This is a genomic window from Pseudomonas sp. SMN11 (assembly GCF_052041945.1).
Lineage (GTDB): Bacteria > Pseudomonadota > Gammaproteobacteria > Pseudomonadales > Pseudomonadaceae > Aquipseudomonas.
In genome coordinates, this window is record NZ_JBKGGW010000030.1 from 19,070 (window position 1) to 46,039 (window position 26,970).

Annotated in this window: 22 protein-coding genes; 17 read left to right on the forward strand and 5 right to left on the reverse strand. The window is 65.1% G+C overall.

All coding sequences use genetic code 11. The features are described 5' to 3' along the window. Nucleotides 1-57: 57 nt before the first annotated feature. Nucleotides 58-2,922 (forward strand): HD domain-containing phosphohydrolase, encoded by a 2,865-nt coding sequence (locus ACLEJU_RS21445; protein WP_435424357.1) that lies wholly within the window; start codon nt 58-60, stop codon nt 2,920-2,922. Here ACLEJU_RS21445 and ACLEJU_RS21450 read toward each other — a convergent pair. Beyond that, complete coding sequence (locus tag ACLEJU_RS21450) at nt 2,919-3,521, reverse strand: TetR/AcrR family transcriptional regulator (protein ID WP_435424358.1); 603 nt, start codon at nt 3,519-3,521, stop codon at nt 2,919-2,921. The genes ACLEJU_RS21445 and ACLEJU_RS21450 overlap by 4 nt on opposite strands. An 84-nt stretch (nt 3,522-3,605) precedes the next feature. Here ACLEJU_RS21450 and ACLEJU_RS21455 point away from each other — a divergent pair, with 84 nt between their 5' ends. From ACLEJU_RS21455 to ACLEJU_RS21495, 9 genes are all read left to right on the forward strand, one after another. Continuing rightward, nucleotides 3,606-4,355: an SDR family NAD(P)-dependent oxidoreductase gene (locus ACLEJU_RS21455; protein ID WP_435424359.1), complete on the forward strand. Its 750-nt coding sequence runs from the start codon at nt 3,606-3,608 to the stop codon at nt 4,353-4,355. Next, a complete protein-coding gene (locus tag ACLEJU_RS21460; protein WP_435424360.1) occupies nt 4,348-5,103 on the forward strand; it encodes an SDR family oxidoreductase in 756 nt (251 codons plus the stop codon). The genes ACLEJU_RS21455 and ACLEJU_RS21460 overlap by 8 nt, the downstream gene beginning before the upstream one ends. Nucleotides 5,104-5,314: 211 nt before the next feature. Next, nucleotides 5,315-7,390 (forward strand): hydantoinase/oxoprolinase family protein, encoded by a 2,076-nt coding sequence (locus ACLEJU_RS21465; RefSeq protein ID WP_435424361.1) that lies wholly within the window; start codon nt 5,315-5,317, stop codon nt 7,388-7,390. A 23-nt stretch (nt 7,391-7,413) separates the two neighbouring features. Continuing rightward, a complete protein-coding gene (locus ACLEJU_RS21470) occupies nt 7,414-9,078 on the forward strand; it encodes a hydantoinase B/oxoprolinase family protein (protein WP_435424362.1) in 1,665 nt (554 codons plus the stop codon). 3 nt (nt 9,079-9,081) lie between these two features. Continuing rightward, nucleotides 9,082-10,284 (forward strand): pyridoxal phosphate-dependent aminotransferase, encoded by a 1,203-nt coding sequence (locus tag ACLEJU_RS21475; RefSeq protein WP_435424363.1) that lies wholly within the window; start codon nt 9,082-9,084, stop codon nt 10,282-10,284. Nucleotides 10,285-10,310: 26 nt separating this feature from the next. Then, nucleotides 10,311-11,123 (forward strand): NAD-dependent epimerase/dehydratase family protein, encoded by an 813-nt coding sequence (locus ACLEJU_RS21480; protein WP_435424364.1) that lies wholly within the window; start codon nt 10,311-10,313, stop codon nt 11,121-11,123. A gap of 135 nt (nt 11,124-11,258) precedes the next feature. Continuing rightward, a complete protein-coding gene (locus tag ACLEJU_RS21485; protein WP_435424365.1) occupies nt 11,259-12,455 on the forward strand; it encodes an NAD(P)/FAD-dependent oxidoreductase in 1,197 nt (398 codons plus the stop codon). 25 nt (nt 12,456-12,480) lie between these two features. Further along, nucleotides 12,481-14,166, forward strand: coding sequence for a thiamine pyrophosphate-binding protein (locus ACLEJU_RS21490; RefSeq protein WP_435424366.1), 1,686 nt, complete (start codon nt 12,481-12,483; stop codon nt 14,164-14,166). 62 nt (nt 14,167-14,228) lie between these two features. Then, nucleotides 14,229-15,677, forward strand: coding sequence for an NAD-dependent succinate-semialdehyde dehydrogenase (locus tag ACLEJU_RS21495; RefSeq protein WP_435424367.1), 1,449 nt, complete (start codon nt 14,229-14,231; stop codon nt 15,675-15,677). A 173-nt stretch (nt 15,678-15,850) separates the two neighbouring features. Here ACLEJU_RS21495 and ACLEJU_RS21500 read toward each other — a convergent pair whose 3' ends face one another. Next, entirely contained in the window at nt 15,851-16,576 is a 726-nt protein-coding gene (locus tag ACLEJU_RS21500) for a FadR/GntR family transcriptional regulator (RefSeq protein WP_294335390.1), read from the reverse strand. Between the two features lie 332 nt (nt 16,577-16,908). Between ACLEJU_RS21500 and ACLEJU_RS21505 the strand changes: the two genes are divergently transcribed. The 6 genes from ACLEJU_RS21505 (at nt 16,909) to ACLEJU_RS21530 (ending at nt 23,465) form a co-directional block, all read left to right on the forward strand. Beyond that, nucleotides 16,909-18,057 carry a branched-chain amino acid ABC transporter substrate-binding protein gene (locus ACLEJU_RS21505; RefSeq protein WP_435424368.1) on the forward strand — a complete coding sequence of 383 codons (1,149 nt, stop codon included), beginning with the start codon at nt 16,909-16,911 and terminating at the stop codon, nt 18,055-18,057. Between the two features lie 130 nt (nt 18,058-18,187). Beyond that, a complete protein-coding gene (locus ACLEJU_RS21510; RefSeq protein WP_294335394.1) occupies nt 18,188-19,126 on the forward strand; it encodes a branched-chain amino acid ABC transporter permease in 939 nt (312 codons plus the stop codon). A 10-nt stretch (nt 19,127-19,136) separates the two neighbouring features. Beyond that, nucleotides 19,137-20,384 (forward strand): ABC transporter permease subunit, encoded by a 1,248-nt coding sequence (locus ACLEJU_RS21515; RefSeq protein ID WP_435424369.1) that lies wholly within the window; start codon nt 19,137-19,139, stop codon nt 20,382-20,384. Next, a complete protein-coding gene (locus ACLEJU_RS21520; protein WP_435424370.1) occupies nt 20,381-21,154 on the forward strand; it encodes an ABC transporter ATP-binding protein in 774 nt (257 codons plus the stop codon). The genes ACLEJU_RS21515 and ACLEJU_RS21520 overlap by 4 nt, the downstream gene beginning before the upstream one ends. Then, nucleotides 21,151-21,867 carry an ABC transporter ATP-binding protein gene (locus ACLEJU_RS21525; RefSeq protein ID WP_435424371.1) on the forward strand — a complete coding sequence of 239 codons (717 nt, stop codon included), beginning with the start codon at nt 21,151-21,153 and terminating at the stop codon, nt 21,865-21,867. The genes ACLEJU_RS21520 and ACLEJU_RS21525 overlap by 4 nt, the downstream gene beginning before the upstream one ends. A 194-nt stretch (nt 21,868-22,061) precedes the next feature. Further along, nucleotides 22,062-23,465: an amino acid permease gene (locus ACLEJU_RS21530; protein WP_435424553.1), complete on the forward strand. Its 1,404-nt coding sequence runs from the start codon at nt 22,062-22,064 to the stop codon at nt 23,463-23,465. On the opposite strand, the gene ACLEJU_RS21535 is transcribed toward ACLEJU_RS21530, so the two are convergent. From ACLEJU_RS21535 to ACLEJU_RS21545, 3 genes are all read right to left on the reverse strand, one after another. Beyond that, nucleotides 23,421-23,756 carry a DUF202 domain-containing protein gene (locus ACLEJU_RS21535; RefSeq protein ID WP_435424552.1) on the reverse strand — a complete coding sequence of 112 codons (336 nt, stop codon included), beginning with the start codon at nt 23,754-23,756 and terminating at the stop codon, nt 23,421-23,423. The genes ACLEJU_RS21530 and ACLEJU_RS21535 overlap by 45 nt on opposite strands. Beyond that, complete coding sequence (locus tag ACLEJU_RS21540; protein ID WP_435424551.1) at nt 23,749-24,135, reverse strand: YidH family protein; 387 nt, start codon at nt 24,133-24,135, stop codon at nt 23,749-23,751. Before ACLEJU_RS21540 ends, ACLEJU_RS21535 begins: the two co-directional genes overlap by 8 nt. A 97-nt stretch (nt 24,136-24,232) precedes the next feature. Next, complete coding sequence (locus tag ACLEJU_RS21545; RefSeq protein ID WP_435424550.1) at nt 24,233-25,945, reverse strand: FAD-dependent oxidoreductase; 1,713 nt, start codon at nt 25,943-25,945, stop codon at nt 24,233-24,235. Nucleotides 25,946-26,130: 185 nt separating this feature from the next. Here ACLEJU_RS21545 and ACLEJU_RS21550 point away from each other — a divergent pair, with 185 nt between their 5' ends. Next, entirely contained in the window at nt 26,131-26,907 is a 777-nt protein-coding gene (locus tag ACLEJU_RS21550) for an IclR family transcriptional regulator (RefSeq protein WP_294335408.1), read from the forward strand. Nucleotides 26,908-26,970: the final 63 nt, after the last annotated feature.

The window sequence follows — 26,970 nt, forward strand, 5'->3', positions numbered from 1 at the left end:
GGCAGGTCGCCTGCGGGCGGACAGGGTATGTATCGAGCGTTCATGGAGAGAGCAGCCATGAGTAACGCCGGTCGTGGAATTTCCCTGCAATGGCTGATAGCCCTGGCCATCATGCTCGGCATGCTCCTGCTCGGCGCCGGCCTGGCCTGGCAGGGCTACAGAGGTATCAGTCAGGCCTTGGTGGCCGCTGCCGGCGACGCCGCGCAACAAGTCGGCAAGACCATCGACGAGCGGGCTCGGCGCCTGGTCGACCCCGCACAGAGCAGCATCCGCCTGCTGGCCTTCAACCCTGTCGCCAACAACCTGCAGCAGCGCCTGGAGCGCCTGCCGCAGCTGGTTGAAAGCCTGAATGCCAACAAAATGCTCAGCGCCGCCTACGTCGGTTATCCCAATGGCGAGTTCCTGCTGGTGCGCCGCTTGCGCGACCCGCAGTTGCTGGAGCGTTTTGCCGCGCCTGCGGGCAGTCACTTCCTGGTGCAGAGCGTCAGCCTGGGCGGCGGTGGGACGATGTCGGGGGAATGGCGCTTCTATGACCAGGCCCTGAGCCTGCTCAAGACCCAGGCCATGCCGGACTATCACTACGATCCACGCACACGGCCCTGGTTCGTCGAAGCTTCCGCGCAAGCCGGTACCGTCCTGACCCACCCCTATGTGTTCTTCACCACCCGCGAGATCGGCATGACCATGGCCCAGCGCAGTGTCGACGGCGCGGCGGTGCTCGGCATGGATGTCTCGGTCAACGACCTGGCCAGCGAAACCCGTGACTTGCGCATGACCCCGGGCACCGAAATTGCCGTGGTCGACGACCAGAGCAACGTGGTGGCATACCCAGACTTGCAGCGGGTCATCATCCACGAGGGCCAGACCGTGCGCCTGTCGCGAATCGCCGAACTGGGCGTGCCCAGCTTGCAGCAGGTCTACAGCGACCTGCCCCAGGGCACACGACCACAGCTCTATCAGGTCGAGGGCGCCAAGTGGTTCGGCATGCGCGTGCAACTGACTACCCTGGCCGGGCAGGACCTGCAGGTGCTGATCGCGGTGCCGGCACATGAGCTGCTGGCCGGCGCGCGCAAGGTGCTGTTCGAACAACTTCTGTGGACCGCCGCACTGATGGCCGTGCTTTTGCTGCTGGGGGGCTGGCTCGGTCAGCGCATCGGTCGGCCGCTGCACCAGCTGGCGGAGCAGGTGCGGGGGCTGGCCGACTTCGACTTCAGCCGCGAAGTCGGAGTGGCCTCGCGGGTGTCCGAAGTGCGTGGGCTGAGCCGGGTGCTGAGCCGCATGTCCGGCACCATCCGCAGTTTCCAGGCGATGACCCTGATACTCAGCCGCGAGACTCAGCTGGAGCGCATGCTCGAGGGTGTGCTGACGCATCTGGTGGAGGCTGCCGGAGTCAGCGCAGGCGCGGTATACCTGTTTGAAGAAGACCGCGCCCGCCTGCGCCTGGCGGCTGCGTGCCGAGGCGATGGCTATCCCGAAGCGCTGGCGGTTGGCGAGGGCGATCATCGCGACCTGGCTGCGGCAGTTACCCAGAGCCTTGCACTGGGAGGGCGCAGTCTCGCGGTGGAGCTCAAGGACCGTGGTCATGACCAGCTCGGCATTCTCGTCCTGGAATTGAGGGGCGAGAATGCCGATGTGGGCGAGCCGTTCCGCCGCTTCGTCGAAGAATTGTCCGGCGCCGCTGCCGTGGCCATCGAGACGCGCCAGCTGGTCGAAGCCCAGAAGCGCCTGCTGGAGTCGATGATCAAGCTGCTGGCCGATGCCATCGATGCCAAGAGCCCTTATACCGGGGGCCATTGCGAGCGCGTGCCGCAGCTGGCGCAGATGCTGCTGGACAAGGCCGTGCAGGCCGACAGCGGCCCGTATGCCGGTTTCAACATGACCGAGGACGAGCGCTACGAATTCCACATTGCCGCCTGGCTGCATGACTGCGGCAAGGTCACCAGCCCTGAGTACGTGGTGGACAAGGCGACCAAGCTGGAGACCCTGTACAATCGCATCCACGAAATCCGCATGCGTTTCGAAGTGCTCTGGCGCGATGGCGAACTGGCCTATTGGCAAGGCCTGGCAGCGGGGCAGGACAAGCAGGTGCTGCAACGCTGGCTGGAGCAGTACCGTGGCGAGCTGCAGGATGAGTTCGCCTTCGTCGCCAAGGCTAATATCGGCGGCGAGTTCATGCAGGATGAGGATGTCGAGCGCCTGCAGCGCATCGGCCAGCGCCGTTGGCTGCGCTACTTCGACAACCGCTTGGGCATTTCCCGCGATGAGGAGCAGCGCTATGCCGGTGCCGCACCGGAGCCCTTACCGGTAGTAGAGCCGTTGCTGGCTGACCGTCCCGACCATCAGGTGCCCTGGGGGCCACGCAAGCCGCCGGTGGCCAAGGACGACCCGCGCAACGTCTGGGGCTTCGACATGCGCCTGCCGGCCAATGCCAGCAACCACGGTGAGCTTTACAACCTGGCAATCCGCCGTGGCACGTTGAACGATGAAGAGCGCTTCAAGATCAACGAACACATCGTGCAGACCATCATCATGCTCACCTCGCTGCCGTTCCCGCGCCAACTGCGGCGCGTGCCGGACATCGCCGGCAATCACCACGAGCGGATGGACGGCGGCGGCTACCCGCGGCGACTGGGCAGGGACGACCTGAGCATCGCCGAGCGGGTGATGGCCATTGCCGATATCTTCGAGGCGCTGACTGCCGCCGACCGTCCGTACAAGGCGGCGAAGAGCTTGTCCGAGTCGGTGAAGATCCTGGTGTTCATGGCCCGCGACCAGCACGTCGATGGGCAGCTGCTACGGCTGTTTCTCAGCAGTGGGGTGTACCTGGAGTACGCCCGGCGCTTCCTGCGCAGCGAGCAGATCGATGAGGTGGACGTGGCGTATTGGCTGGCCCAGCTGGAGCGGCAGCCTGAGCGGAGCTAACGCATTTCCCGGACCTTGCCCGTGCACACGATGCCCTGCACGAACGCCACCATCTGCTCCCGCGCCGCAGTCATGCTGCCCCAGTGCGCTTGCCCGCACAGCAGGCTCAGCACCGCCTGGGCAATGGAGCGGGCGCGCGGTACGGAGGTCGGCCCGCATAACCCGCATTCGGCAACGACGATCTCGCTGAGCAGGCTGGCATAGGCGTTTTTCAGCAGCTCCACTTGCCGTGCCTGGTCCTCGCTCAGGTTCACTGCTTCGCGTGTCAGCAAGATCAGCTTGTCCGGGTGGGCCTGGCTGTAGCTGACGAACGCCTGGACGAAACACGGCAAGCGCTCGCTGGTGGAGCGGGCGCCTTTGAGGCATTGTCGGGTTTCATACAGCAGGTCGGTCAGGCTCGACTCGATCAGCTCGAACAGCAGGCCCTGCTTGCTCTCGATATGGTGGTAGAGCGAACCGGCGCGCAGGCCCAGGTGGCTGGCCAGGTCACGCAGGCCGATGGCCTGGTAGCCGTGGTTGGCAAACAGGCTGCTGGCCGCTTCCAGCAGGCGGTCACGGGCATCGGGTGAGGCAATGTGCGAGTGGCTGGAGGCGGGCATGGCAGGACCTGTCGGCGATTTGATGTTTGACCAAATGTAAGACAACAGGCATCTTACGTAAAGACTCAATCGCGGAGGTGTTGTGTGGACAATCAAACTGTTGTGATCGTAGGTGGTGCCTCGGGTCTGGGCCTGGAGACAGCCCGGCTGATGGTCAAGCGCGGTGCCGGCAAGATCGGCCTGATCGACCGGAACGAGCAATTGTTGGTACAAGCGGCCGAGGAGCTGCGCGGCCAGGGCGTGGAGGTGGCCATCGCGGTCGGCGACATCGCCCGCAAGGACACCGCCCATGCCGCCTTCGGCGAAATCGTCAATGCCCTGGGCCGGGTGCACTGCCTGGTCAACAGCGCGGCGATCTACCCGCGCAAGGACATCTTCGAGATCACCGACGAAGAGTGGGACCTGGAAAACGCCGTCAACATCAAGGGCACCTACCACATGATGGTCGCTGCCGTACGCCACATGCAGCAGTACGTCGCCGCGCCGGCGGTGACCGGGCGCATCGTCAACGTGACCTCGGTGGACGCCTTCAAGGCGCACCCGCAGAACGCCCACTATGCCGCCACCAAGTCGGCGGTGGTGAGCCTGACCAAGTCCTTTGCCCAGGCCTGTGCCAAGGACCAGATCCTGGTCAACTCGGTGGCCCCGGCCGGTTTCGCCACCGAGCGTGCCAAGCAGCTGGGCTTCCTCGGCGAACTGGCCGCAGCCAACCCCCTGGGCCGCGCTGCAGAGCCTGCAGAGATCGCCGAATGGATCGTGATGATGGGCAGCAGCCGCAACAGCTATGCCACCGGCGAGAACGTCATCGTCAGCGGAGGTTACATCTATGCCTGAAGTCGCATTCCCCGAGGGCTACCAGCGCGCACTGGTGACCGGGGCCACCAGTGGTATCGGCAAGGCCATCGTGCTGGCGCTGCGCGATGCCGGGTTGCAGGTGATTGCCGTTGGCCGTAGCCAGGAAGTGCTGGCTGAGCTGGCGCGCGAGCCGGGTGTCAGCACCCTGCAGGCCGATGTGCGCGACTATCGGTCGTTGAGCGCTGCGCTCGAAGGGCAGACAGTGGATGTGCTGGTCAACAATGCCGGGATTCTTTCCACCCGGGCGGCATTCCAGGACATCGACGAGGCCGAGATCGACAACATGCTCGACATCAACCTCAAGGCGCCTTTGCACCTGGCGCGCCTGGTGTTGCCGGGCATGGTCGGGCGGGGCAGGGGGCACCTGTTCTTCATCGGCTCCAGTGCCGGCCGCGCACCGCACCCGGGGGCGGCGGTGTATGGCGCTTCCAAGGCTGGGGTAAGCCTGTTCTGTGATGCCTTGCGCTGCGACTTGCTGGGCACTGGCGTGCGGGTGACCGAGATCGCGCCGGGGCGGGTGCAGACCCAGCTGTACAAGGCCGCCATGGGTATGCAGGCGGCGGGCAGCGAGCTGTATGACGGCTATGAATCGATCCAGCCGGAAGATATCGCCGAGCTGTTGCTGGCGGCATTGAAGATGCCGCGGCAGGTGGATGTGTCGCGCCTTGAAGTGTTCCCCACGGCGCAGGCGGTGGGTGGCGGGCGGATGGTCAGAACCGCGGGTTGAAGGTTGCCTGTGCTGGCCTCTTCGCGGGCAAGCCCGCGCCTACAGGGGAACGCGAGTTCCTGTAGGAGCGGGTTTACCCGCGAAGAGGTCGGTACAAAAGACGCAGATTTCAGCAAACAGGTGCTTGACCACCTGTAAGACAACATATAACTTACATGAAGACCGCTTCAGCGGATCGGTACAACTACAAAGCATTGCAGGGGATATGACGATGACTGCGACATCATGCCGGGTCGGCGTGGACATAGGCGGCACCTTCACCGATATCGCGCTGGACGTGGACGGCGTGCTGCATTCGACCAAGATCCTGACCGACTACGAGCTGCCCGAGCGCGCCATCCTCACTGGCGTGCGCCAGGTGGTGGAGCAGGCCGGCCTCACGCTCGCGGATATCGACCAGCTGATCCACGGCACCACCCTGGCCACCAACGCCCTGATCGAGCGCCGTGGCGCGCGCACCGCCTTCATCACCACCGAAGGCTTCCGTGACACCCTGGAGATGCGCACCGAAAACCGCTTCGAGCAGTACGACATCAACATCGCCCTGCCGCCGCCGCTGATCGACCGCGAACACCGCTACACCCTGCGCGAACGCCTGGACGTCAAGGGCCAGGTACTGATCGCCCCGCAGCAGGCTGAAATCGACGCGCTGATCGAGCGCGTTGCCGAAGGCAACTACGAGAGCGTCGCCATCGGCTTCCTCCACAGCTACGTCAATGGCGCCCACGAACGCCAGCTGCGCGATGCCCTGCAGGCGCGCCTGCCGCAGCTGTCGATCTCGATCTCCAGCGAAGTCTCGCCGCAGATGCGCGAATTCGAACGCTTCAACACCGTGTGTGCCAACGCCTACGTCAAGCCACTGATCAAGTCCTACCTCGACCGCCTGGTGGTCACGCTGAAGAAGGAAGGCGCCGATTGCCCGGTGTTCATGATCCACTCCGGTGGCGGCATCATCTCGGTGCAGAGCGCGGCCGAGTTCCCGGTGCGCCTGGTCGAGTCGGGCCCTGCCGGCGGGGCGATCTTCGCCGCCGACATCGCCCGCCGTTATGCGCTTGAGAACGTGCTGTCGTTCGACATGGGCGGCACCACGGCCAAGATCTGCCTGATCGAAGACCAGGTGCCGAAAACCGCCAAGACCTTCGAGGTGGCGCGCACCTATCGCTTCAAGAAGGGCAGCGGCATGCCGATTTCCATCCCGGTGGTGGAAATGGTCGAAATCGGTGCCGGTGGTGGCTCCATCGCCAGTATCGACAGCATGCGCCAGATCCGCGTCGGCCCGCACAGCGCGGCGTCCGAACCTGGCCCTGCCTGCTATGGCCGTGGCGGTCTGGAACCGACCATCACCGATGCCAACCTGCTGCTCGGCCGCCTGGACGCCGACAACTTCGCCGGTGGCGCCTTGCGCTTGTCCACCTTGGCAGCCGGCAATGCCATGGCGCGGGTGATTGGCCAGCCCTTGGGGATGAAGCCCGAGACCGCAGCCTTCGGCGTCTGTGAAGTGGTCGACGAGAACATGGCCAACGCCGGCCGTGTGCATGCGGTGGAAAGCGGCAAGGACATCGCCGACTACACCATGATCACCTTCGGCGGCGGCGGCCCGCTGCATGCCGCACGCCTGTGCGAAAAAATGGGCGTGGCCCGTTTCATCGTCCCGGCCGGTGCTGGCGTGGGCTCGGCCATCGGCTTCCTGCGCGCCCCCTTTGGCTACGAGGCGGTACGCAGTTCGTTCGTGCGCCTGTCCGAGTTCGATGCGCTCGCCATCAATGGCCTGATCGCGGAAATGAAAGCCGAATCGCTGGGCTTCCTGCGCCAGGGCATGCCCGAGGGCGAGCCGGAAATGGAATGCACGGCGTTCATGCGTTATGTCGGCCAGGGCTGGGAAATCCCCGTGGCGCTGCCGTTCAAGGCTTTCAGCGCAGCAGACACCGCCCAGTTCCGGGCGCTGTTCGAAGAGGCCTACACGCGCTTCTTCGGTCGCCCCATCGAAGGCCCGGACATCGAGATCGTCAGCTGGTCGGTCAAGGCCAGCTCGCCGCTGCCGCCGGTCGAGCGCATCGAGGAAGTGGGCGCTGCCTACCGTGCCCATGAAGTCGCTCGCCGCCAGGTGTTCGATGTGGCTGCCGGTGGTTTCGTCGAGGCCGCCATCCACCCGCGCGAAGAGCTGCAGGTCGGTGCCCGCGTCGATGGCCCGGCGATCATCGTCGAGCGCGAGACCTCGACCTTCGTCACCTCCAACTTCACCGCCACGGTCCAGCCAGACGGCTGCCTGCTGGTCGTGCGCCGCTAACGCCTGATTCGGAAGCCAGAACCATGAGCGATACTTTGATCGACATTCAAATGCAGGTGATGTGGAACCGCCTGGTCTCGGTGGTCGAAGAACAGGCCCTGACCCTGATCCGCACGGCCTTCTCCACCAGCGTGCGCGAGGCGGGCGACCTGTCTGCCGGGGTGTTCGACCGTGCCGGCAACATGCTCGCCCAGGCGGTGACCGGCACCCCGGGCCACGTCAACACCATGGCCGAGGCGGTGGTGCACTTCATCAACGACATCGGCGAAGACAACATCTTCGAAGGCGACGTGTACGTGACCAACGACCCGTGGAAGGGCACCGGCCACCTGCACGACATCACCATCGTTTCGCCGTCGTTCTACAAGGGCAGGCTGATCGGCTACTTCGCCAGTACCGCCCACGTGGTCGATATCGGCGGCCGCGGTTTCGGCCCGGATGCTCGCGAGGTGTATGAGGAAGGCCTGTTCATCCCGATCATGAAGCTGTTCGAGCGCGGCAAGGTCAACCGCGACCTGATCAACATCCTGCGCAACAACGTGCGCGAGAACGACCGAGTGGTGGGCGACTTCTATGCGCTGTCGGCGTGCAACGAGACGGGCCACAAGCGCCTGCTCGACATGCTCGAAGAGTTCAGGCTGGATGACCTGGAGCACATCGGCGGTTTCATTCTCGAGCACAGCCGGCGCGCCACGCTGGAGTGCTTCAAGTCGCTGCCCCATGGCACCTACAGCAACAGCATGACCCTCGACGGTTACGACGTGCCGGTGACCCTGGCCGTGACCATCACCGTTGGCCCGGACGGTATCAAGAGCGATTTCACCGGCACCTCGGGCATGAGCCAGTTCGGCATCAACGTGCCGCTGGGTTACGCCAAGGCCTATGCCTGTTACGGCCTCAAGTGCATCGTCGCGCCGGAGATCCCCAACAACACCGCGTCGCTGGCGCCGTTCGAAGTCACCGCGCCGGAAGGTTGCATCCTCAATGCCAAGCACCCGGCACCGGTGTCGGTGCGCCATGTGCTTGGGCACTTCGTCCCCGACCTTGTGCTCGGTGCGCTGCACAAATGCCTGCCGGGCAAAGTGCCGGCCGAAGGTGCCAGCGCCTTGTGGAACCTGCACCTGAGCGTGCGCCCGCTGGAAACCAACCCCAACGGCCGCAACGCCGAGATGCTGATGTTCAACAGCGGCGGCATGGGCGCCCGGTCGGCGATGGATGGCCTGAGCGCCACCGCCTTCCCCAGCGGCGTGCACACCATGCCGGTGGAGGCCACCGAGCATGCAGGCCCCGTGGTGGTCTGGCGCAAGGAGCTGCGTGAGGGATCCGGCGGTGCGGGTGAGTTGCGCGGCGGCCTGGGCCAGGAAATCGAAGTGTCGGCGGCCGAGGGCTACAGCTTCCGCTTCAGCGCCATGTTCGACCGCATCCAATACCCGGCACGCGGTCTGGCTGGCGGCCAGCAGGGCGCCGAAGGCTTCGTTGGCCTGGACGACGGCACCTTGCTGCGTGGCAAGGGCCAGCAGTTCGTGCCGGCCGAACGCCGCCTGGTGCTGCGCCTGCCCGGTGGCGGTGGCTACGGCGACCCGCGTCAGCGCGACCGCCAGCAGGTCGAGCGCGACCTGCGCTACGGCTACATCAGTGCCGAACAGGCCCGTGACGATTACGGCTTCGATGCCGCCCAGGAGCGCTGAACCATGGAAATCCAGAGCAGCCGCGTACGTGCGGTAAAGAGCTCACCGAGCATGGCCGTATCGGTGCTGGCCAAGCAGATGCTGGCCAAGGGCGAGCCAGTGATCAACCTCGCGCTCGGCGAGCCGGACTACAACGTCCCGGCCCACGTGATCGAGGCCGCCTATCAGGCGATGCTGGCGGGCAACAACCACTACACCGCGCCAAACGGCCTCGAGAGCCTGCGCCAGGCGATCGTCGATAAGTTCGCCCGGGAAAATGACCTGGCCTACGGCCTGGACGAAATCTGTGTAGGCAACGGCGCCAAGCAACTGCTGTTCAACGCTTTCCTGGCCACGCTGGAAGAAGGGGATGAAGTCATCACCCCGGCACCTTACTGGGTGTCCTACACCGACATGGCCATGCTCAATGGCGGTGTGCCAGTGGTGATCCCCTGTGGTGCCGAGCAAGGCTTCAAGGTCACCCCGCAGCAGCTGGAAGCCGCCATCACCCCGCGCACCCGCTGGGTGATGCTCAACTCGCCGAACAACCCGAGCGGGGCGATCTTCACCCGTGAAGAGCTGGCGGCCCTGGGCAAGGTGCTGGAGCGCCACCCGAACGTACTGATCATCTCGGACGAGATCTACGAGCACATCGTGCTGGGCGACCAGCCCTTCGTGTCGTTCGTCACGGCCTGCCCGCAACTGCGCGAGCGCACCCTGCTGATCAACGGGGTGTCAAAGGCCTATGCCATGACCGGTTACCGCCTGGGTTACGCGGCAGGCCCCAAGGACCTGATCGTGGCGATGAACAAGACCCAGTCGCAGACCACCACATGCCCGTCGAGCATTTCGCAGCTGGCGGCGGTGGCAGCACTGAACGGCCCGCAGGACTTCGTGCGCGACGCCAACCGCGAATACCAGGCGCGTGGCGAGCTGGTGATGCGCGGCCTGGCCCAGATCCCGGGGCTCAAGCTGGCGATGCCGCAGGGGGCGTTTTACGCCTTCCCCGAAGTCAGCGCCTACATCGGCAAACGCACCCCGGACGGCCAGCTGATCAGCAACGATACCGAGCTGTCTGCCTATTTGCTGCGCGTCGGCAAGGTGGCCACGGTGCCGGGCTCGGCGTTCGGTGTAGAGCCTTACATACGCCTGTCCTTCGCCACCTCGCGCCAGGAACTGGAGCAGGCGCTGGGCCAGTTGCGCGAAGCGTTCGCGGCGCTGGCCTGAACACACGAATCGAACAGAGGTAAATCATGAGCAAGCCATTCAAACGTCTGCTGATCACCGGAGCCGCCGGGCGCCTGGGCAGCGTGCTGCGCAAGCACCTGGCGCAGTTCGCCGACGAGTTGCGCCTGACCGACATCGCCGACCTGGGCCATGCCGCGCCGCACGAAGAGCTGATCCGTTGCGATTTGGGCAACTTCGATGACGTGCTGCCGCTGACCGAGGGCGTCGACGCCATCGTGCATGCCGGTGGCGTGCCGGTCGAAGATACCTTCCAGAAGATCCTCAACGGCAACATCGTCGGCACCTACAACATCTACGAGGCCGCCCGGCGCAATGGCGTCAGGCGCGTGGTGTACACCAGCTCCAACCACGCCATTGGTTTCTACGACCGCACCGAGACCATTGACGCCACCGCCGCGCACCGCCCTGACAGCCTGTACGGCGTGAGCAAGTGTTTCGCCGAGGACCTGGGCCGCTACTACTGGGACAAGTTCGCCATCGAGTCGGTGAACCTGCGCATCGGTTCGTCGTTCCCCGAGCCACTGGACCGGCGCATGCTCGCCACCTGGCTGTCGTTCGACGACTTCGCCCAGCTCACCGAGCGCGCGCTGCTGGCGCCGCGGGTCGGCCACATGATCGTCTACGGCATGTCGAACAACCGCGAAAGCCTGTGGGACAACCGCCTGGCCTCGTCCATCGGTTATGTGCCGAAGGACAGCGCCGACGACTACCGCGAAAAGGTCCTCGCCGAGCACCCGCCGCTCAAGCCTGACGAGCCTGCTGCGCGCTACCACGGCGGCAACTTCGCCGGCGCCGGCCACTTCGAAGACCCTAAGTAACCAGAGGATTCCTGTAGGAGCGGGCTTGCCCCGCGAACACCGGCGAAGCCGGTGCCAGGCACCGCGTCGCATGCTTCGCGGGGCAAGCCCGCTCCTACAGGGGGCCCAGCTATCTCCAGAAAGAGAGCTTATTCCATGGCTTCCACCGCTAAACAACAGAATTACGATGTGGTGATCGTCGGCGGCGCGGTTAACGGCAGCGCCACCGCCTACTTCCTGGCCAACAACCCGGACTTCAAGGGCTCGGTACTGGTCATCGAGCGCGACTGGACCTACAACAAGTCGGCCACCGCACTGTCGAGCAGTTCGATCCGTCAGCAGTTTTCCAACCCGATCAACATCGAAATCTCCAAGTTCGGCGCCGAATTCGTGCGCAATTTCCCGGACGTGATGGAGGTGGACGGCGACCGTCCGGACCTGGCCTTCCACGAAAACGGCTACCTGTTCCTGGGCGATGACAAGGGCTATGAAGTGCTGCGCCGGCTGCACGACACCCAGGTGTCCCACGGCGCCGACGTGCACCTGCTCGACCCCGAGCAGCTGCAGCGCAAGTTCCCCTGGGTCAATATCGACAGCCTGGCCGGTGCCAGCTACGGCCAGAGTGGCGAAGGCTGGTTCGACAGCCTGGGCATGCTCAATGGCTTCCGCCGCAAGGCACGCTCGATGGGTATCGAGTACATCGAGAACGAAGTGGTCGGCATCCAGCGTGAAGGTGACCGCATCACTGGCGTACAGCTGGCCAGCGGCGAGCGCATCGGCTGCGGCCTGCTGGTCAACTGTGCCGGCACCCGCGGCACCAGGGTCGCGCGCATGGCCGGCCTGGACATCCCGGTCGAGCCGCGCCGCCGCTCGCTGTTCGTGTTCGACTGTCGCACCCCGCTGCAAGGCACGGTGCCGCTGACCATCGACCCGACCGGGGTGTTCTTCCGCCCGGAGGGCAAGTTCTACCTGGGTGGCACCTACCCGAAAAACGACCCGGAAGTGGACTTCGAGGACTTCGAGGTGCTGCACGCCGAGTTCGACGAAGAAGTCTGGCCGATCCTCGCCGAGCGCGTGCCGGCGTTCGAAGGCATCAAGGTGGTCAACTACTGGGCCGGGCATTACGACTTCTGCGTGCTCGACCACAACGCCATCGTCGGCCCGCACAACGAGGTAAGCAACTTCCTGTTCTGCAACGGCTTCAGCGGCCACGGCCTGCAGCAGGCGCCGGCCATCGGCCGTGGCCTGTCCGAGCTGATCACCTACGGTGGCTACCGCTCGCTCGACCTGGGCGCGCTGAGCTACCAGCGGGTGATCGACAACAAGCCGTTCCTGGAAGATTCGGTCATCTGAGCGCACTGCCTGAGGGAGAACAACAATGAGCAACTCCGAAGTGAAACGCAGTGGCGGCCAGGTGCTGGTCGACGCGCTGCGGGTGAATGGCGTCGAGCGTGCATTCTGCGTGCCCGGCGAAAGCTACCTGGCGGTGCTCGATGCGCTGCATGACGTGCAGGACCAGATCGACCTGATCGTCTGCCGCCAGGAGGGCGGGGCGGCCTACATGGCCGAGGCCTACGGCAAGCTGACCGGCAAGCCGGGCATCTGCTTCGTCACCCGTGGCCCGGGGGCAACCAATGCCTCGGTGGGCGTGCACACCGCCTTCCAGGACTCTACGCCGATGCTGCTGTTCATCGGCCAGGTGGCCCGCGACCAGATCGAGCGCGAAGCCTTCCAGGAAGTGGACTACCGGCGCATGTTCGGCCAGATGGCCAAGTGGGTGGTGCAGATCGACGATGCCGCGCGCATCCCGGAACTGGTCAACCAGGCCTTCCAGCGCGCCATCAGTGGCCGCCCCGGCCCGGTGGTGGTGGCACTGCCCGAAGACATGCTGACCGATCTGGTCCAGGTGCCGGATGCCCTGCCGGCCAAGCGTGTAGAGGCAGCGCCGGCACCTGAGGCCCTGGGTGAGCTGCAGCAGTTGCTGGCCAAGGCCGAGCGGCCGTTGGTGATTGCCGGCGGGGGTGGCTGGACCGCCGAGGCAGTAGCCGACCTGAAGACCTTCGTGCACACCCAGAACCTGCCGCTGGCGGCCTCGTTCCGCTGCCAGGACCTGTTCGACAACACCGACCCGCACTACGCCGGTGACCTGGGCCTGGCGGCCAGCCCGGTACTGGTAGAGGCGGTCAAGCAGTCCGACCTGCTGATCGTGATCGGCGCGCGCCTTGGTGAGATGACCACGGGCGGCTACGCGCTGGTCGATATCCCTACGCCGAAACAAGCCCTGGTGCATGTGCATGCCAGTGCCGAAGAGATCGGCCGGGTCTACCAGCCGACCCTGGGCATCAACGCAGGCCCGGGCAGCTTCCTGCGTCAGGCCAACATCCTCGGGCCGGTGCGCCCGGATGCCTTCGCCGACTGGGTCGCCCGCCTGAACAGTGGCTACCGCGGTAATTTCGAAACGCCACGCTCGCCGGGCGATGTGCAGATGAGCGAAGTGATTGCCTGGCTGAACAAGGCGCTGCCGGCAGACAGCATCCTCACCTGCGGTGCCGGCAACTACACCGGTTGGGTGCACCGCGGTTACCAGCACCAGGTGTTCCGCACGCTGCTCGGGCCTACCAACGGTTCGATGGGCTATGGCGTCCCTGCGGCGGTGGCAGCCAAGCTGACCTACCCGCAACGCACGGTGGTGGCCTTTGCCGGTGACGGCTGCTTCCTGATGAATGGCCAGGAGCTGGCCACGGCGGTGCACTATGACGCCCGGCTGATCACTATCGTGGTCAACAACGGCATGTACGGCACCATCCGCATGCACCAGGAGCGCAGCTACCCAGGTCGCGTTTCGGGCACCGAGCTGCATAACCCGGACTTCGCCGCCCTGGCCCGTGCCTATGGGTTGCACGGCGAAACCGTGACCCGTACCGAAGACTTCGCGGGTGCCTTCGAGCGCTGCCAGGCTTCGGGCAAGCCGGCGCTGATCGAGATCCAGGTCGATCCTGAAGCCCTGACCCCGCGCATGACCCTCAGCCAGATCCGCGACAAGGCCCTGCAGGCCAAGCGCTGATTCGCCTCAGGTGGGGCGCGGTCCGGCCCCACCTTTTTTCCTTTCCGAACGAGCCAATCGACATGAACCTTGCCGATCACGATCTGCTGCGTGAAGTTTGCTATATCGACGGAGAATGGCTGGCGGCCGACAGCGGCCAGCGCATTGCCGTGACCAACCCGGCCACCGGTGCCGTGCTCGGCCATGTGCCGCGCATGGGGGGGGATGAAACCCGTCGCGCCATCGCCGCCGCCGAGCGTGCCTTGCCGGCCTGGCGTGCGCTCACGGCCAAGGAGCGCGCGGCGCGGCTGCAGGCTTGGTTCCGCGAAATCCTCGCCCATCAGGAAGACCTGGCGCGGATCATGACCGCCGAGCAGGGCAAGCCGCTGGCCGAGTCCCGTGGTGAAATTGCCTTTGCTGCGGCCTATGTGGAGTTCTATGCCGAGGAGGGCAAGCGCCTATACGGCGACGTGATTCCTTCGCCCAGTGCCGACCGCCGCTTGATCGTCACCAAGGAGCCGATCGGTGTGTGCGCGGCCATTACCCCGTGGAACTTCCCGGCGGCGATGATCACCCGCAAGGCTGCACCAGCCCTGGCAGCCGGCTGCACGTTGGTGCTCAAGCCCGCCTCGCAGACGCCCTTCAGTGCGCTGGCGCTGTGCGTGCTGGCCGAACGTGCGGGCATTCCTGCGGGAGTGTTGAGCGTGGTTACGGGCGATTCGGCCGCTATCGGCGGCGAGCTGACGGCCAACCCGACCGTGCGCAAGCTGTCGTTCACCGGCTCCACGCCGATCGGCATCCAGCTGTTGCAGCAGTCGGCGGCGACGGTGAAGAAGGTGACCCTGGAGCTGGGTGGCAACGCGCCCTTTATCGTGTTCGATGACGCCGACCTCGAGAAGGCGGTGGAGGGTGCGCTGATCGCCAAGTTCCGCAACAGCGGGCAAACCTGCGTGTGCGCCAACCGCTTCTATATCCAGGAGGGCATTTACGAGCGCTTCGTTGCGCGCTTTGCCGAGCGGGTGCGCGAGCTGGTGGTGGGGCAGGGCGATGCGCCGGGTACCCACGTCGGGCCGATGATTGACGGGCGTGCCGCCAGTGGCGTCGAGCGCCTGGTGGGCGAAGCGGTGGAGGCGGGCGCGCGGGTGGTGGCAGGTGGGCGCCGGCATGCGTTGGGCGAGGCGTTTTTCGAGCCGACCTTGCTGGCCGATGTGACGCCAGACATGCGGGTGGCGCGTGAGGAAATTTTCGGCCCGGTGGCGCCGATCTTCCGCTTCAGCAGTGAAGAGGAAGTGATTGCCCAGGCGAACGATACCGAGTTTGGTCTGGCTTGCTACCTGTATGCGCGGGATGTCGGGCGTATCTGGCGGGTGTCCGAGGCCCTGGAATACGGGATGGTCGGGGTCAATGTCGGCGTGGTGGCGACCGAGGTGGCGCCGTTTGGCGGGGTCAAGGCTTCGGGGCTGGGGCGGGAAGGGTCGCGGTACGGGATCGAGGATTACCTGGAGATCAAGTACATGTGCCTGGGGCTCTGAAGCCGGGCTTGCTTTTTGTAGGAGCGGCCTTGCCGGGGCGCCGGACCGGTCGGAAAGGGCCGCGAAGCGGCCCCGGGGTTTCAGCTGCGCCGCTGAAATTGCCGGGGCTGCTGTGCAGCCCTTTCGCGACACAAGGCCGCTCCTACAAGACCGGTGCAGGCGCAGCTACTTTTTCAGGCCTTGCTGTCGAGCAACCGCTGATAGCGCGACAGGCTTTCTTCGAGGTGCTTGCGCAGCGCCGTGCGCGCACTGCCCACATCGCCCATGCTGATCGCCGACAGGATCGCCCCGTGTTCACGGCCGATCTTCTTGATATGCGCCTGGCGGTTCTTGCCGGTGACCTGGCCATGCTTGAGGTTCAGGTCGAGGATGATGTCCGGCCCCAGCGCTTCGAGCAGCTGGGTGAAGTGCGGGTTGTTGGTGGCGCGGGCGATTGCCAGGTGGAACTCGAAGTCGGCGCGGGCTTCTTCTTCCTGGCTGGCACCGTCGAGCGAATTGAAGCGGTCGAACGCCTCGGTGATCGCCGCCATGCTGGCCGGGCTGCGGCGCTCGGCGGCGCGGGCCACCGACTCGGTCTCGATCCCCAGGCGCAGTTCCAGGATCTGCGCCGCGGCACGCACGTCGTCGACCACGCTGTCGATGGCGAAACCGATGCGCTTGACGTCCTGCTCGACCACGAACACGCCCACGCCCTGGCGGGCGATCAGGCGCCCGCCCAGGCGCAGCGACGCCACCGCCTCGCGGATCACCGGGCGGCTGACGTTGAACTCCTTGCACAGCTCCTGCTCGGACGGCAGCTTGTCGCCCGGGCCGTAGGTGCCGTTGTCGATCCGGCCGGACAGCTCCTGGATCACGGTTTCCGCCAGATTGGCGCGGCGCGTGCCTAACGACGCATTCATAGAAGTGTTGCTCCTGAAACTGGTTGGCTCATCACGGTTGTTCTCCGGCAGGTTGCGCGCAGCCCGAAAGCCCATGCGGCGGGATCCGTAGCCAACCAGCGGTGATGTTGTCGGCATATGTTATCAAACATCTTACCGGGTGGCAGGACGGCGCCTTTTCAGCCGACGACTTCGCCTGTCGGCGCAAACATTTTTTTACCCACTCCCGAAGCATACACCCATTGACAGTTGCCTGCTGACTGTTATCTTACAAGTGCGATGGCGTTCCTGCCAATTCGCAGGCGGTAAGCACAGTGTTTCGAGGTTCGTCCAACTACGACTGGGAGCTGAGCATGAATAAGAAGAACGGCGGGCGTACAGCCCTCGCCACCGTAGTAACCTTGCTGATGGCCATGGGGACGGCAAACGCAGCAGACAGTGAAGTGGTCAGGATCGGCTTCGCAGGCCCCTTGACCGGGCCTTCGGCGCACCAGGGACAGGACGTCGAGCATGGCATCCAGATTGCCGTGGAGGAGGCCAACCAGCAGCAGCTGAAGATTGGCGACAAGGTCGCGCAATTCAAGCTGGTCTCCGAAGATGACGTCGCCGACCCGCGCACCGGCACCGCCGTCGCGCAACGCCTGGTGGACTCGAAAGTGGCCGTGGTGATCGGTCACTACAACTCCGGCACCAGCATCCCCGCTTCAAAGATCTACGCCGCCGCCGGCATTCCGCAGATCTCGCCCTCGGCCACCAACCCCACCTTGACCCAGCAGGGTATCCCGTCGGTGTTCCGCACCGTCAACGACGATGCCACCCTGGGCCGCTATGCCGGCAACTACCTGGTCAACCAGCTCAAGGCCCAGCGCATCGCCATCTTCGACGACCGCACCGCCTATGGCCAGGGCCTGGCCGATGAGGTGACCCGGGCGGTCAAGGCGGCGGGCGGCAACGTGGTGGTGCGCGAGTACACCAACGACAAGTCCACCGACTTCAACGCCATCCTTACCACGGCCAAGGCACAGAAGGCCGATGCCGTGTTCTTCGCCGCCCTCGACTACCAGGCCGCACCCATGGCCAAGCAGATGAAGAACCTGGGCCTGAAGGCCCGTTTCATGAACATCGGCAACCTGCCCAACGACTCGTTCAAGCAGATGGCCGGCAGCGCTGCCGAGGGCACCTACGCCTGGAACTACGGCACACCGTTGCTCGACATGCCCAAAGGCGCAGCCTTCGAGCAGAAGCTCAAGGACAAGTTCGGGGTAGGCGTGGTGCAGTCTTCGCCCGCCGCCTACGACGCGACCTGGGCCGCGATCAATGCCATGGTCAAGGCCGGCTCGGATGACCCCAAGGTCTACCTGCCGGTGCTCAAGAGCCAGAGCTATGACGGCGTCACCGGCACCATCGCCTTCGACGACAAGGGCAACCTGAAAAACCCCGCCGCCACCGTGTTCCAGTTTGCCGACGGCGGCTGGAAGACCCTGTCGGTCGAGCGCGACTGAGCGTCACCCCCATAACAAGCAGGCGCAGCCTGCAACATAACAACAAGACTTTTCCCACCTGCCAGGCCTGTCGGTGCACGGCGCTGTGCCGCCGTGCGCCGACGACAACGCAGTTTCGAGGATTCAGCTCGTGGACGGTAACTTCGATATCTTGTTGCAACAGGTCCTCAACGGCCTGGTGCTGGGCAGCATCTACGCCCTGGTAGCCCTGGGCTACACCATGGTCTACGGCATCATCGGCCTGATCAACTTCGCCCACGGCGAGGTGGTGATGGTCGGCGCCATGGTCACCATTTCGGTACTCACGATGCTGGCCGGTGCCGGCTTCGCCCCGGGCATTCTCACCTTGCTGCTGGCGATCATGGCGGCCGCGGTCGTCTGCATGCTGCTGGCCCAGGGCATGGAGAAGTACGCCTACCGGCCGCTGCGCAAGGCACCGCGGCTGACCCCGCTGATCCTTGCCATCGGCATCTCCATCGCCCTGCAGAATCTGGCGATGATGATCTGGGGGCGCGGCTACAAGACCTTCCCCGAAGTGGTCGAGGTGCAGCCGGTCGAGGTGTTCGGCGCGACCCTGACCAATGTGCAGGTGTCGATCATGCTGATCGCCGTGGTGATCATGTTCGGCCTCTGGCTGCTGGTCGACAAGACCCGCCTGGGCAAGGCCATGCGCGCCACCGCGCAGAACCAGGAAGTGGCCGGGCTGATGGGTATCAACATCAACCGGGTGATCTCCGTGACCTTCCTCATCGGCGCCAGCCTGGGTGCAGTCGCCGGGGTGATGCGCGCCATCAACTACGGCCAGGCCGACGCCTACATGGGCCTGCTGCTGGGCCTCAAGGCCTTCTCGGCGGCGGTGCTCGGCGGCATCGGCAACTTGTTCGGGGCTATGGCCGGTGGCTTGCTGCTGGGGCTGATCGAGTCGTTGGCGGCCGGCTACACCGGGCAGCTCACCGGGGGCTTTCTCGGTGCCAACTACCAGGACATCTTCGCCTTTGCCGTGCTGATCCTGGTGCTCCTGTTCCGGCCTAACGGCCTGCTTGGCGAACGCCAGGCCGACCGGGCGTGAGGACGTTGCCATGAAAAACCTCAAGAGCCAATACCTGCTGTTACTGCTCGGCTTCATCGCCTTGCCGTTCCTGGTCGATGCCATCCCGATGCTCGGCCCGACCTGGGTGCGCATCCTTGGTTTCGCCATGCTCTACGTGCTGTTGGCGCTGGGCCTGAACATCGTCATCGGTTATGCGGGCCTGCTCGACATGGGCTATATCGGCTTCTACGCCATCGGCGCCTACCTGTACGCCTTGCTGGCCTCACCGCACCTGAACCTGGCCGGCCTGGCTGGCGGCGTGATGGACTGGCCATTGTGGGTGATCATCCCGATGGCCGCGGTGGCTGCGGCGATCTGTGGGGTGCTGATCGGTGCGCCGGTGCTCAAGCTGCGCGGCGACTACCTGGCCATCGTCACACTCGGCTTCGGCGAGATCATCCGCATCTTCATGAACAACCTCGACCAGCCGGTGAACCTCACCAACGGCCCCCAGGGCATCAGCAATATCGCCCCGCTGCATGTGGATGGCGGGCCGTGGATGCATGCGGTGGGTGAGGGTGCTGCGCCGCTGCTGTCGTTGCAGCAAAGCTGGAGCCTGTTCGGCCTGCAGGTTTCGCCGGTGATCAACTACTACCTGTTCTTCCTGGCCATCGTGGTCCTCTGCATCGTGCTGTCCAAGCGCCTCGAAGTGTCGCGCATCGGCCGCGCCTGGATGGCCCTGCGCGAAGACGAAGTGGCCGCCGAAGCCATGGGCCTGAACAAGCGCAACCTGAAACTGCTGGCCTTTGCCATGGGGGCGACGTTCGGCGGCGTTTCGGGTGTGCTGTTTTCCAGCTACCAGGGCTTCGTCAGCCCCGAGTCGTTCACCCTGATGGAGTCGATCATGGTCCTGGCCATGGTGGTACTCGGCGGCATGGGCTCGATCCGTGGCGTGGTACTGGGGGCGCTGATCCTGTCGGTGATGCCCGAGCTGTTCCGCGACCTGGTCAACTGGGTGCAGCCGTGGGTGATGGACAACGTCACCTTCGTCAGCCGCGACATCCTGCGCAACGTGCTGGATGCCTCGACCCTGCGCATGCTGGTGTTCGGCCTGGCACTGATCCTGGTGATGCGTTTTCGCCCCGAAGGCCTGTGGCCGTCCGACCGCCGCCGCGCCGAGCTGCACGATGCCGACCCGGAGGCTGAGCCCACGGCCGCAGCACTCAGCACCGCCGTGCATGCCCCGGCCAGCGAGGCCTCCATCGAACTCCCGATCAAACAGGCGGACAAGGCATGAGCGAAATCCTTCTTGAGCTGCATCAGGTCAGCAAGTTCTTCGGCGGCCTGCAGGCCCTGCACAACATCGACCTGAGCATTCGCCGTGGTGAGATCCGCGGCCTGCTGGGCCCCAACGGTGCCGGCAAGACCACCTTGTTCAACGTGCTCACCGGCTTGTACCAGGCCGAGCAGGGGCGAGTGATGTTCGATGGCCAGCCGCTGCGCATCAGCAAGCCGCACAAGGTGGTGGAGGCCGGTATTTCCCGCACCTTCCAGAACATCCGCCTGTTCCACAACATGACCGCGCTGGAGAACGTGATGATCGGCCGCCATGTGCGTACCCGCAGCGGCGTGTTCGGCGCCATCCTGCGGACCCCGGCCTGTGTGCGCGAGGAGCGCGAAATCCGCCAGGCGGCGCGGTACTGGCTGAATTATGTCGGGGTCGCCCACCTCGCCGGTGAGCTGGCCAAGAACCTGTCGTACGGTGACCAGCGTCGCCTGGAAATTGCCCGCGCGCTGGCCACCGAACCCAAGCTGATCGCGCTCGACGAGCCGGCTGCGGGCATGAACGCGTCGGAAACCGAAGGCCTGCGTCAGCTGATGTGCAAGATGCAGGCGGACGGCAAGACGGTGCTGCTGATCGAGCACGATGTGAAGCTGGTGATGGGCTTGTGCGATCACATCACCGTGCTGGAATTCGGCCGCAAGATCGCCGACGGCCTGCCGGCCGATGTGCGCAAGGACCCACGGGTGATCGAGGCTTACCTCGGCGCGGAGGCAGTGGCATGAAGACCCTTCTGCAAGTGAATGAACTCAAGGTGTCCTACGGCGCCATCCAGGCGATCAAGGGTATCGACCTGAAAGTCGGCAAGGGTGAAATGGTGGCGTTGATCGGTGCCAACGGCGCGGGCAAGACCACCACCCTCAAGACCCTGGCCGGGCTGCTCAAGCCCAGCGCCGGGCAGATTACCTTCGATGGCAAGGCGCACGCGGCGATCAAGGGCCATGACCTGATTCGCGAAGGTCTGGCGCTGGTGCCGGAAGGGCGGGGCATTTTCCCCAAGCTGACGGTGCACGAGAACCTTGAGATGGGGGCGTTTTCCCGGCGCGACGGCAAGGACGCGATTGGCGCCGATATCGAGCGCATGTACGGCATTTTCCCGCGTCTCAAGGAGCGCGCCTTCCAGTTGGCCGGGACGATGTCCGGTGGCGAGCAGCAGATGCTGGCGATTTCCCGGGCGCTGATGGGGCGGCCAAAGCTGCTGCTGCTCGACGAGCCGTCCATGGGGCTGGCGCCGATCATCGTGCAGAAGATCTTCGAGACCATCGTCGAGGTGGTCAGGGGCGGCGTGACGCTGCTGCTGGTGGAGCAGAACGCGCGGCTGGCCTTGCAGACCTGCGACCGCGCCTATGTGATCGATGGTGGGCGGATCAGCCTGGAAGGCTGTGCGAAAACCTTGCTGCACGATGACCAGGTGAAGAAGGCCTACCTCGGCGATTGACCCATGCCCCGGCGTCTGGCCGGGGGCTCTGATAAAAAGACAAGAAGACTTGCACATGCTGCACCGGCCTCTTCGCGGGCACGCCCGCTCCCACAGGATACCCACAGGCCTCAGTTCAACGGGGTACTTGTGGGAGCGGGCGTGCCCGCGAAGAGGCCGGTGAGTCTGACCCAAGTCCCTCGAAGGCTCAAAAGATGTCGCTGCAACCGAACAAGCAAGCTGCACTGCAACACGGCCTGACCTCGCGCCAGGTCTCCATGATCTCCATCGCCGGCATCATCGGTGCCGGGCTGTTCATCGGCTCGTCCAAGGCCATCGCCTCCGCGGGCCCGGCGATCCTCATTTCCTACGCCATGACCGGGCTGCTGGTGCTGCTGGTCATGCGCATGCTCGGCGAAATGGCCGTGGCCAACCCCAACAGCGGTTCGTTCTCCACCTACGCCGCCGAAGCCATCGGGCCGTGGGCGGGCTTTACCATCGGCTGGCTGTACTGGTGGTTCTGGGTGCTGATCATTCCGGTCGAAGCCATTGCCGGGGCAGAAATCCTGCATGCCTGGTTCCCGGCGGTGCCGTCCTGGGCATTTGCCTTCGTGATCATGGCCGTGCTGGCGGCGAGCAACCTGGTCAGTGTGAAACACTTCGGTGAATTCGAATTCTGGTTCGCCCTGGTCAAAGTGATCGCCATCCTGGCCTTCATTGTCATCGGTGGCATGGCGGTGTTCGGCGCCTGGCCGCGGGCCGAGGTCTCCGGGGTGGCCCAGCTGTGGGCCAACGGCGGTTTCGTGCCCAACGGCTGGGGCACCGTGCTGGGTGGCGTGCTGATCACCATCTTCTCGTTCTTCGGCGCCGAGATCGTCACCATCGCCGCCGACGAAACCGCCAACCCCCAGGCGAAGATCCGCCGCGCCACCAACCTGGTGGTGTACCGCATCGCCATCTTCTACCTGGCGTCGATCTTCCTGGTGGTGGCGCTGGTGCCGTGGAACGACCCACGGCTGCTGGCGGTCGGCTCGTTCCAGCGGGTACTGGAGGTGCTCGATGTGCCGGGCGCCAAGCTCGTGGTCGATGCCGTGGTGCTGGTGGCTGTCACCAGTTGCATGAACTCGGGGCTGTATACGGCATCACGCATGCTGCATTCGCTGGGTGCACGGGGTGAAGCGTTGGCCATCACCTGCAAGGTCAGCGGCAACGGTGTGCCGGTGGTGGCGGTGCTGATGTCGACGTTGGCGGGGTTTGCCGGTTGCCTGGTCAACTATGTTTTCCCGGGCAAGGTCTTCGACTTCCTGCTATCGACCACGGGCGCGATCGCCCTGATCGTGTACCTCGTGATTGCCATCTCGCAGCTGCGCTTGCGCGCTCGCGCCGAGCGCGAGGGTCAACGCCTGGAGCTGAAGATGTGGTGGTTCCCCTGGCTGACCTGGCTGGTGATCGCCGCCATCGCCCTGGTGCTTGGCTACATGCTGTTCAGCGATGCCTACCGTTACGAAGTGCTGATGACCGCCGGAGTGACGCTGTTCATTCTGCTGGTGTGCGTGAGCCGCCGCTGGCTGGGTTCAGGCCGCATACAGCACGATGGCCGTCAGTTCGATTGCACATAAGACGGTGACGCCAAGGGCAAGCAGCAAGTGTTCGGTGACACCGGACACCACGCCCTCGTCATGCAGGCCGCGCACCAGGTGGTGATAACGCCGCCTCAGGCGCAGCCAGGTGGCGCCGGCCAGCAGCAGGCAAAGTGCTGCGGGCAGCGCCGCAAACCAATGGTGGTGGGGCACCCAGCGCAAGTACATGCAGCAGCACACGACCAGCGCCAGGATGGTCCGCCGCCATGCCAGCAAGGTGCGCTCCGGCTGCAGGCCGTCATCGGAGTGGGCCAGTTGCGGGTCAGGCATGGAAGAACACCGCATAGGCAAAGAACACCATCACCAGCGACACGCCAATCGACAGTGCCGGGGCGATCAGCGGGAACGGCAGCGGGCGCTTCTGGCGCATCGCCCGTTCCACGTTGAGCCAGCGGACAAAGGCCGGCAGGCTCAGCAGCAACGCCAGGCTGATCAGCGCCACCGCCAGCAGGCGGCGGGTACCGGGGTTGAAAATCTCGGCGGTGAACATGTCCACGGCAATGCCGCTGGCCAGCAGCGCCAGCGCGGTCCTGATCCAGGCCAGGAAGGTGCGCTCGTTGGCCAGGGTGAACCGGGGGTCCGGTTCCTGGCCGTCGGCGAGGAGCTTGCTGGCCAGCCAGCCGCGTGAGGGCTCGGTGTTCTTGTTCAAGGGCAGTCGTCCTCCTCGGGTAAGGTCGGTGGGCACGCGTCTGCCTCAGTTTGAGTGGCAAACCCTGGCAATGTCCATGGTTCGCCAGCTGCTGGCGCTATTCGTACTCGGTTACGCCGCTGATATGCCGCCCGGCGACATAGCCAAAGGTCAGCGCTGGCCCGAGGTTGATACCGCCGGACGGGTACCAGCCGCCGAACACGCTGGACATGTCGGTGCCGGCCGCGTACAGGCCGCTGATCGGCTGGCCGGCGTCGTTCAGCACGCGGGCGTGGCCGTCGGTGCGCAGCCCGGCGAAGGTGCCGAAGCAGCCGGGTTGCACCTTCACGGCATAGAACGGGCCTTGCTCGATGGGCGCCACGCAGGGGTTCGGCCCTTTGTGCAGCGGGTCGCCCTGTTTGCGATTGAACGGTGTCGAGCCACGGCCGAAGGCCGGGTCCTGGCCTAGGCGTGCATGCTGGTTGAATTCAGCGACCGTGGCGCTCAGCCCGGTGGGGTCGATACCGCACGCCTGGGCCAGTTGCTCCAGGGTGGCGCCGCGTTTCAGGTAGCCGCTGCGCAGGTGTGGCCCGACCGGCAGGGGGGCCGGGCGCGCATGGCCGAGGCCGAAGCGGCGCAGGAAGCGGTGGTCGCAAATCAGCCAGGAGCAGACTTCCTCGCCCTGCGGCACGGCCGCGACCATGGCGGACACATAGTCGTAATAGCCGTGCGCCTCGTTGACGAAGCGCTTGCCGCTGGCAAGCACGCCGATGATGCCCGGCTTGCCACGTTCGATGATATGCGGAAAGTGGCCGATGCTGCCGTCGCGGTGCGGCACCTTGGACACCGGCGCCCACGCCACCGGCGACTTGAGGTCAGTGGCTACCACGCCACCGGCCGATTCGCCCAGGCGCAGGCCGTCGCCGGAGCAGGAGGGCGGGGGCAGGGCGAGGTTGTCGTGACCGCTGTTATCACGTGGGAACAGTTGCCGGCGCCGTTCTGGGTCATTGGGGAAGCCGCCTGCGGCCAGCACCACGGCCTTGGCGCGGATCGTCCGTTCGCCATGCGCGGTTGTCAGCACGGCCCCCTGCACCTTGCCGTCTTCGATTATTAGGCCCTTGGCTGCGGTCGACTCGATCATCCGCACGCCCAGGTCATCCGCCGACTTCGCCAGCCGTGCCACCAGCGCCACCCCGTTGACCAGGTGCATCGCCCGGCCATGGCGGGCCAGGTGGTAGAGGTGGCGGGTGAAGCGTTTGCACACGTGCAGCAAGGCGCGCGGCGAGCGGGTCATGTTGAGAAAGGCGGCCAGGTCGGCGCCGGCCATGATCGGCATGCCCATGAACGAGGTCTCGCGCATCGTCTTGCGCAGGCGCGGCAGCAGTGCGCCGAGCTGGCGGGCATCGTAGGGCGCGGCAATCACCTGGTGGCCACCGAGGGCGGCGCCGGGCGTGTCGCCGTGCATGTCGGGGATGGCGTTGCCGTCGGCGAACTGCAGGGCCGTGTGCTGCTCGAAGAAGGCGACCATGTGCGGGCAGGCTTCAAGGAAAGCGTCGACACGCTCGGCGTTGTAATGGCTGCCCAGTTCGTTGCGCAGGTAGGTGCGCGGCTGGTCGATGTCCTCGATGATGCCGGCGCGCCGGGCCAGCGGATTGCGTGGCACCCAGGCCCAGCCGCCGGACCAGGCGGTGGCGCCGCCGAGCACCGGGTCTTTTTCGACCAGGGTGACCTTCTGCCCGTGCCAAGCAGCCGTGACGGCCGCTGCCAGGCCGGCCGCGCCGGAGCCGATGACCAGTACGTCGCAGTCGCTTGGGAAGGGTTCGGCGGGCATTGCGGTATCTCCTGCATTATTATTGGAACGTGATTCCATAATAATCATTTCCAACGGATGGCACTGCAAGGCCGAGGGCCAATTTCTGGTCGATAACCGGACACTTCAACGCAAGCAGGCTGCGGTGGCTATCGACGGCATGGAATCATCTTCTAGAATTCGGCAAATTTTCAGGGATACGTGTCATGGCTGGCAGTCAGATCGAACGCGCCTTCAGTCTTGTAGAAAGCCTTACCGGCGAGCCGCACGGCTTGCCCCTGCAAACCCTGGCCGAGCGCCTGGACATTCCCAAGAGCGCCGCCCACCGCATGCTCACCGAACTGGTACGCCTGGGCTACGTGCGGCAGAACCGCGACAACAGCCGTTATCAGCTGTCAGCCAAGCTGGTGGCGATGGGCTTTCGCTACCTGTCCAGCAGCGGTGCCGACATTATTCAGCCGATCCTCGACCGCCTGGCCCAGGACAGTGGCGAGCTGGTGCGCCTGGGCGTGATCGAAGGCCACCGCCAGACTTGGATTGCCAAATCCCAGGGCGCCCGTTCCGGATTACGCTACGACCCGGACATGGGGCGTGACGCACCGCTGTTCTACACCGCCTCCGGGCATGCCTGGCTGGCCAGCCTGAGCGATGACGAAGCGCTGCAGATGGTATTGCGTCAGGGCATTGCCGACCCGGCCCAGTTCGGCCCCAATGCGCCCCGTTCGACCGATGAGCTGCTGGCCTACCTGCACCGCGCCCGCGAGCGCGGCTATGCCTGGGTCGAGCAGACGTCGGCCATCGGCACTTCAGCCTTGGCCGCCGTGGTGCGGCGCCCGCAAAGCGACGAGGTGATCGGCGTGCTCAGCGTTGCCGGCCCCAGCGCTCGCCTGGCGCACACCCGCCTGGCCGAGTTGGCGCCGCTGCTGCTGGCGGCGGCAGAAGAGCTGTCGGCGGCCAGCCGGGCCAGCGAATTGTTTGCCTGATGGCTATTTCTGGTCGGTAATCGCACAGTCTGTGGGGTGTGGCGTTCTGAAAAGCTGAACTTG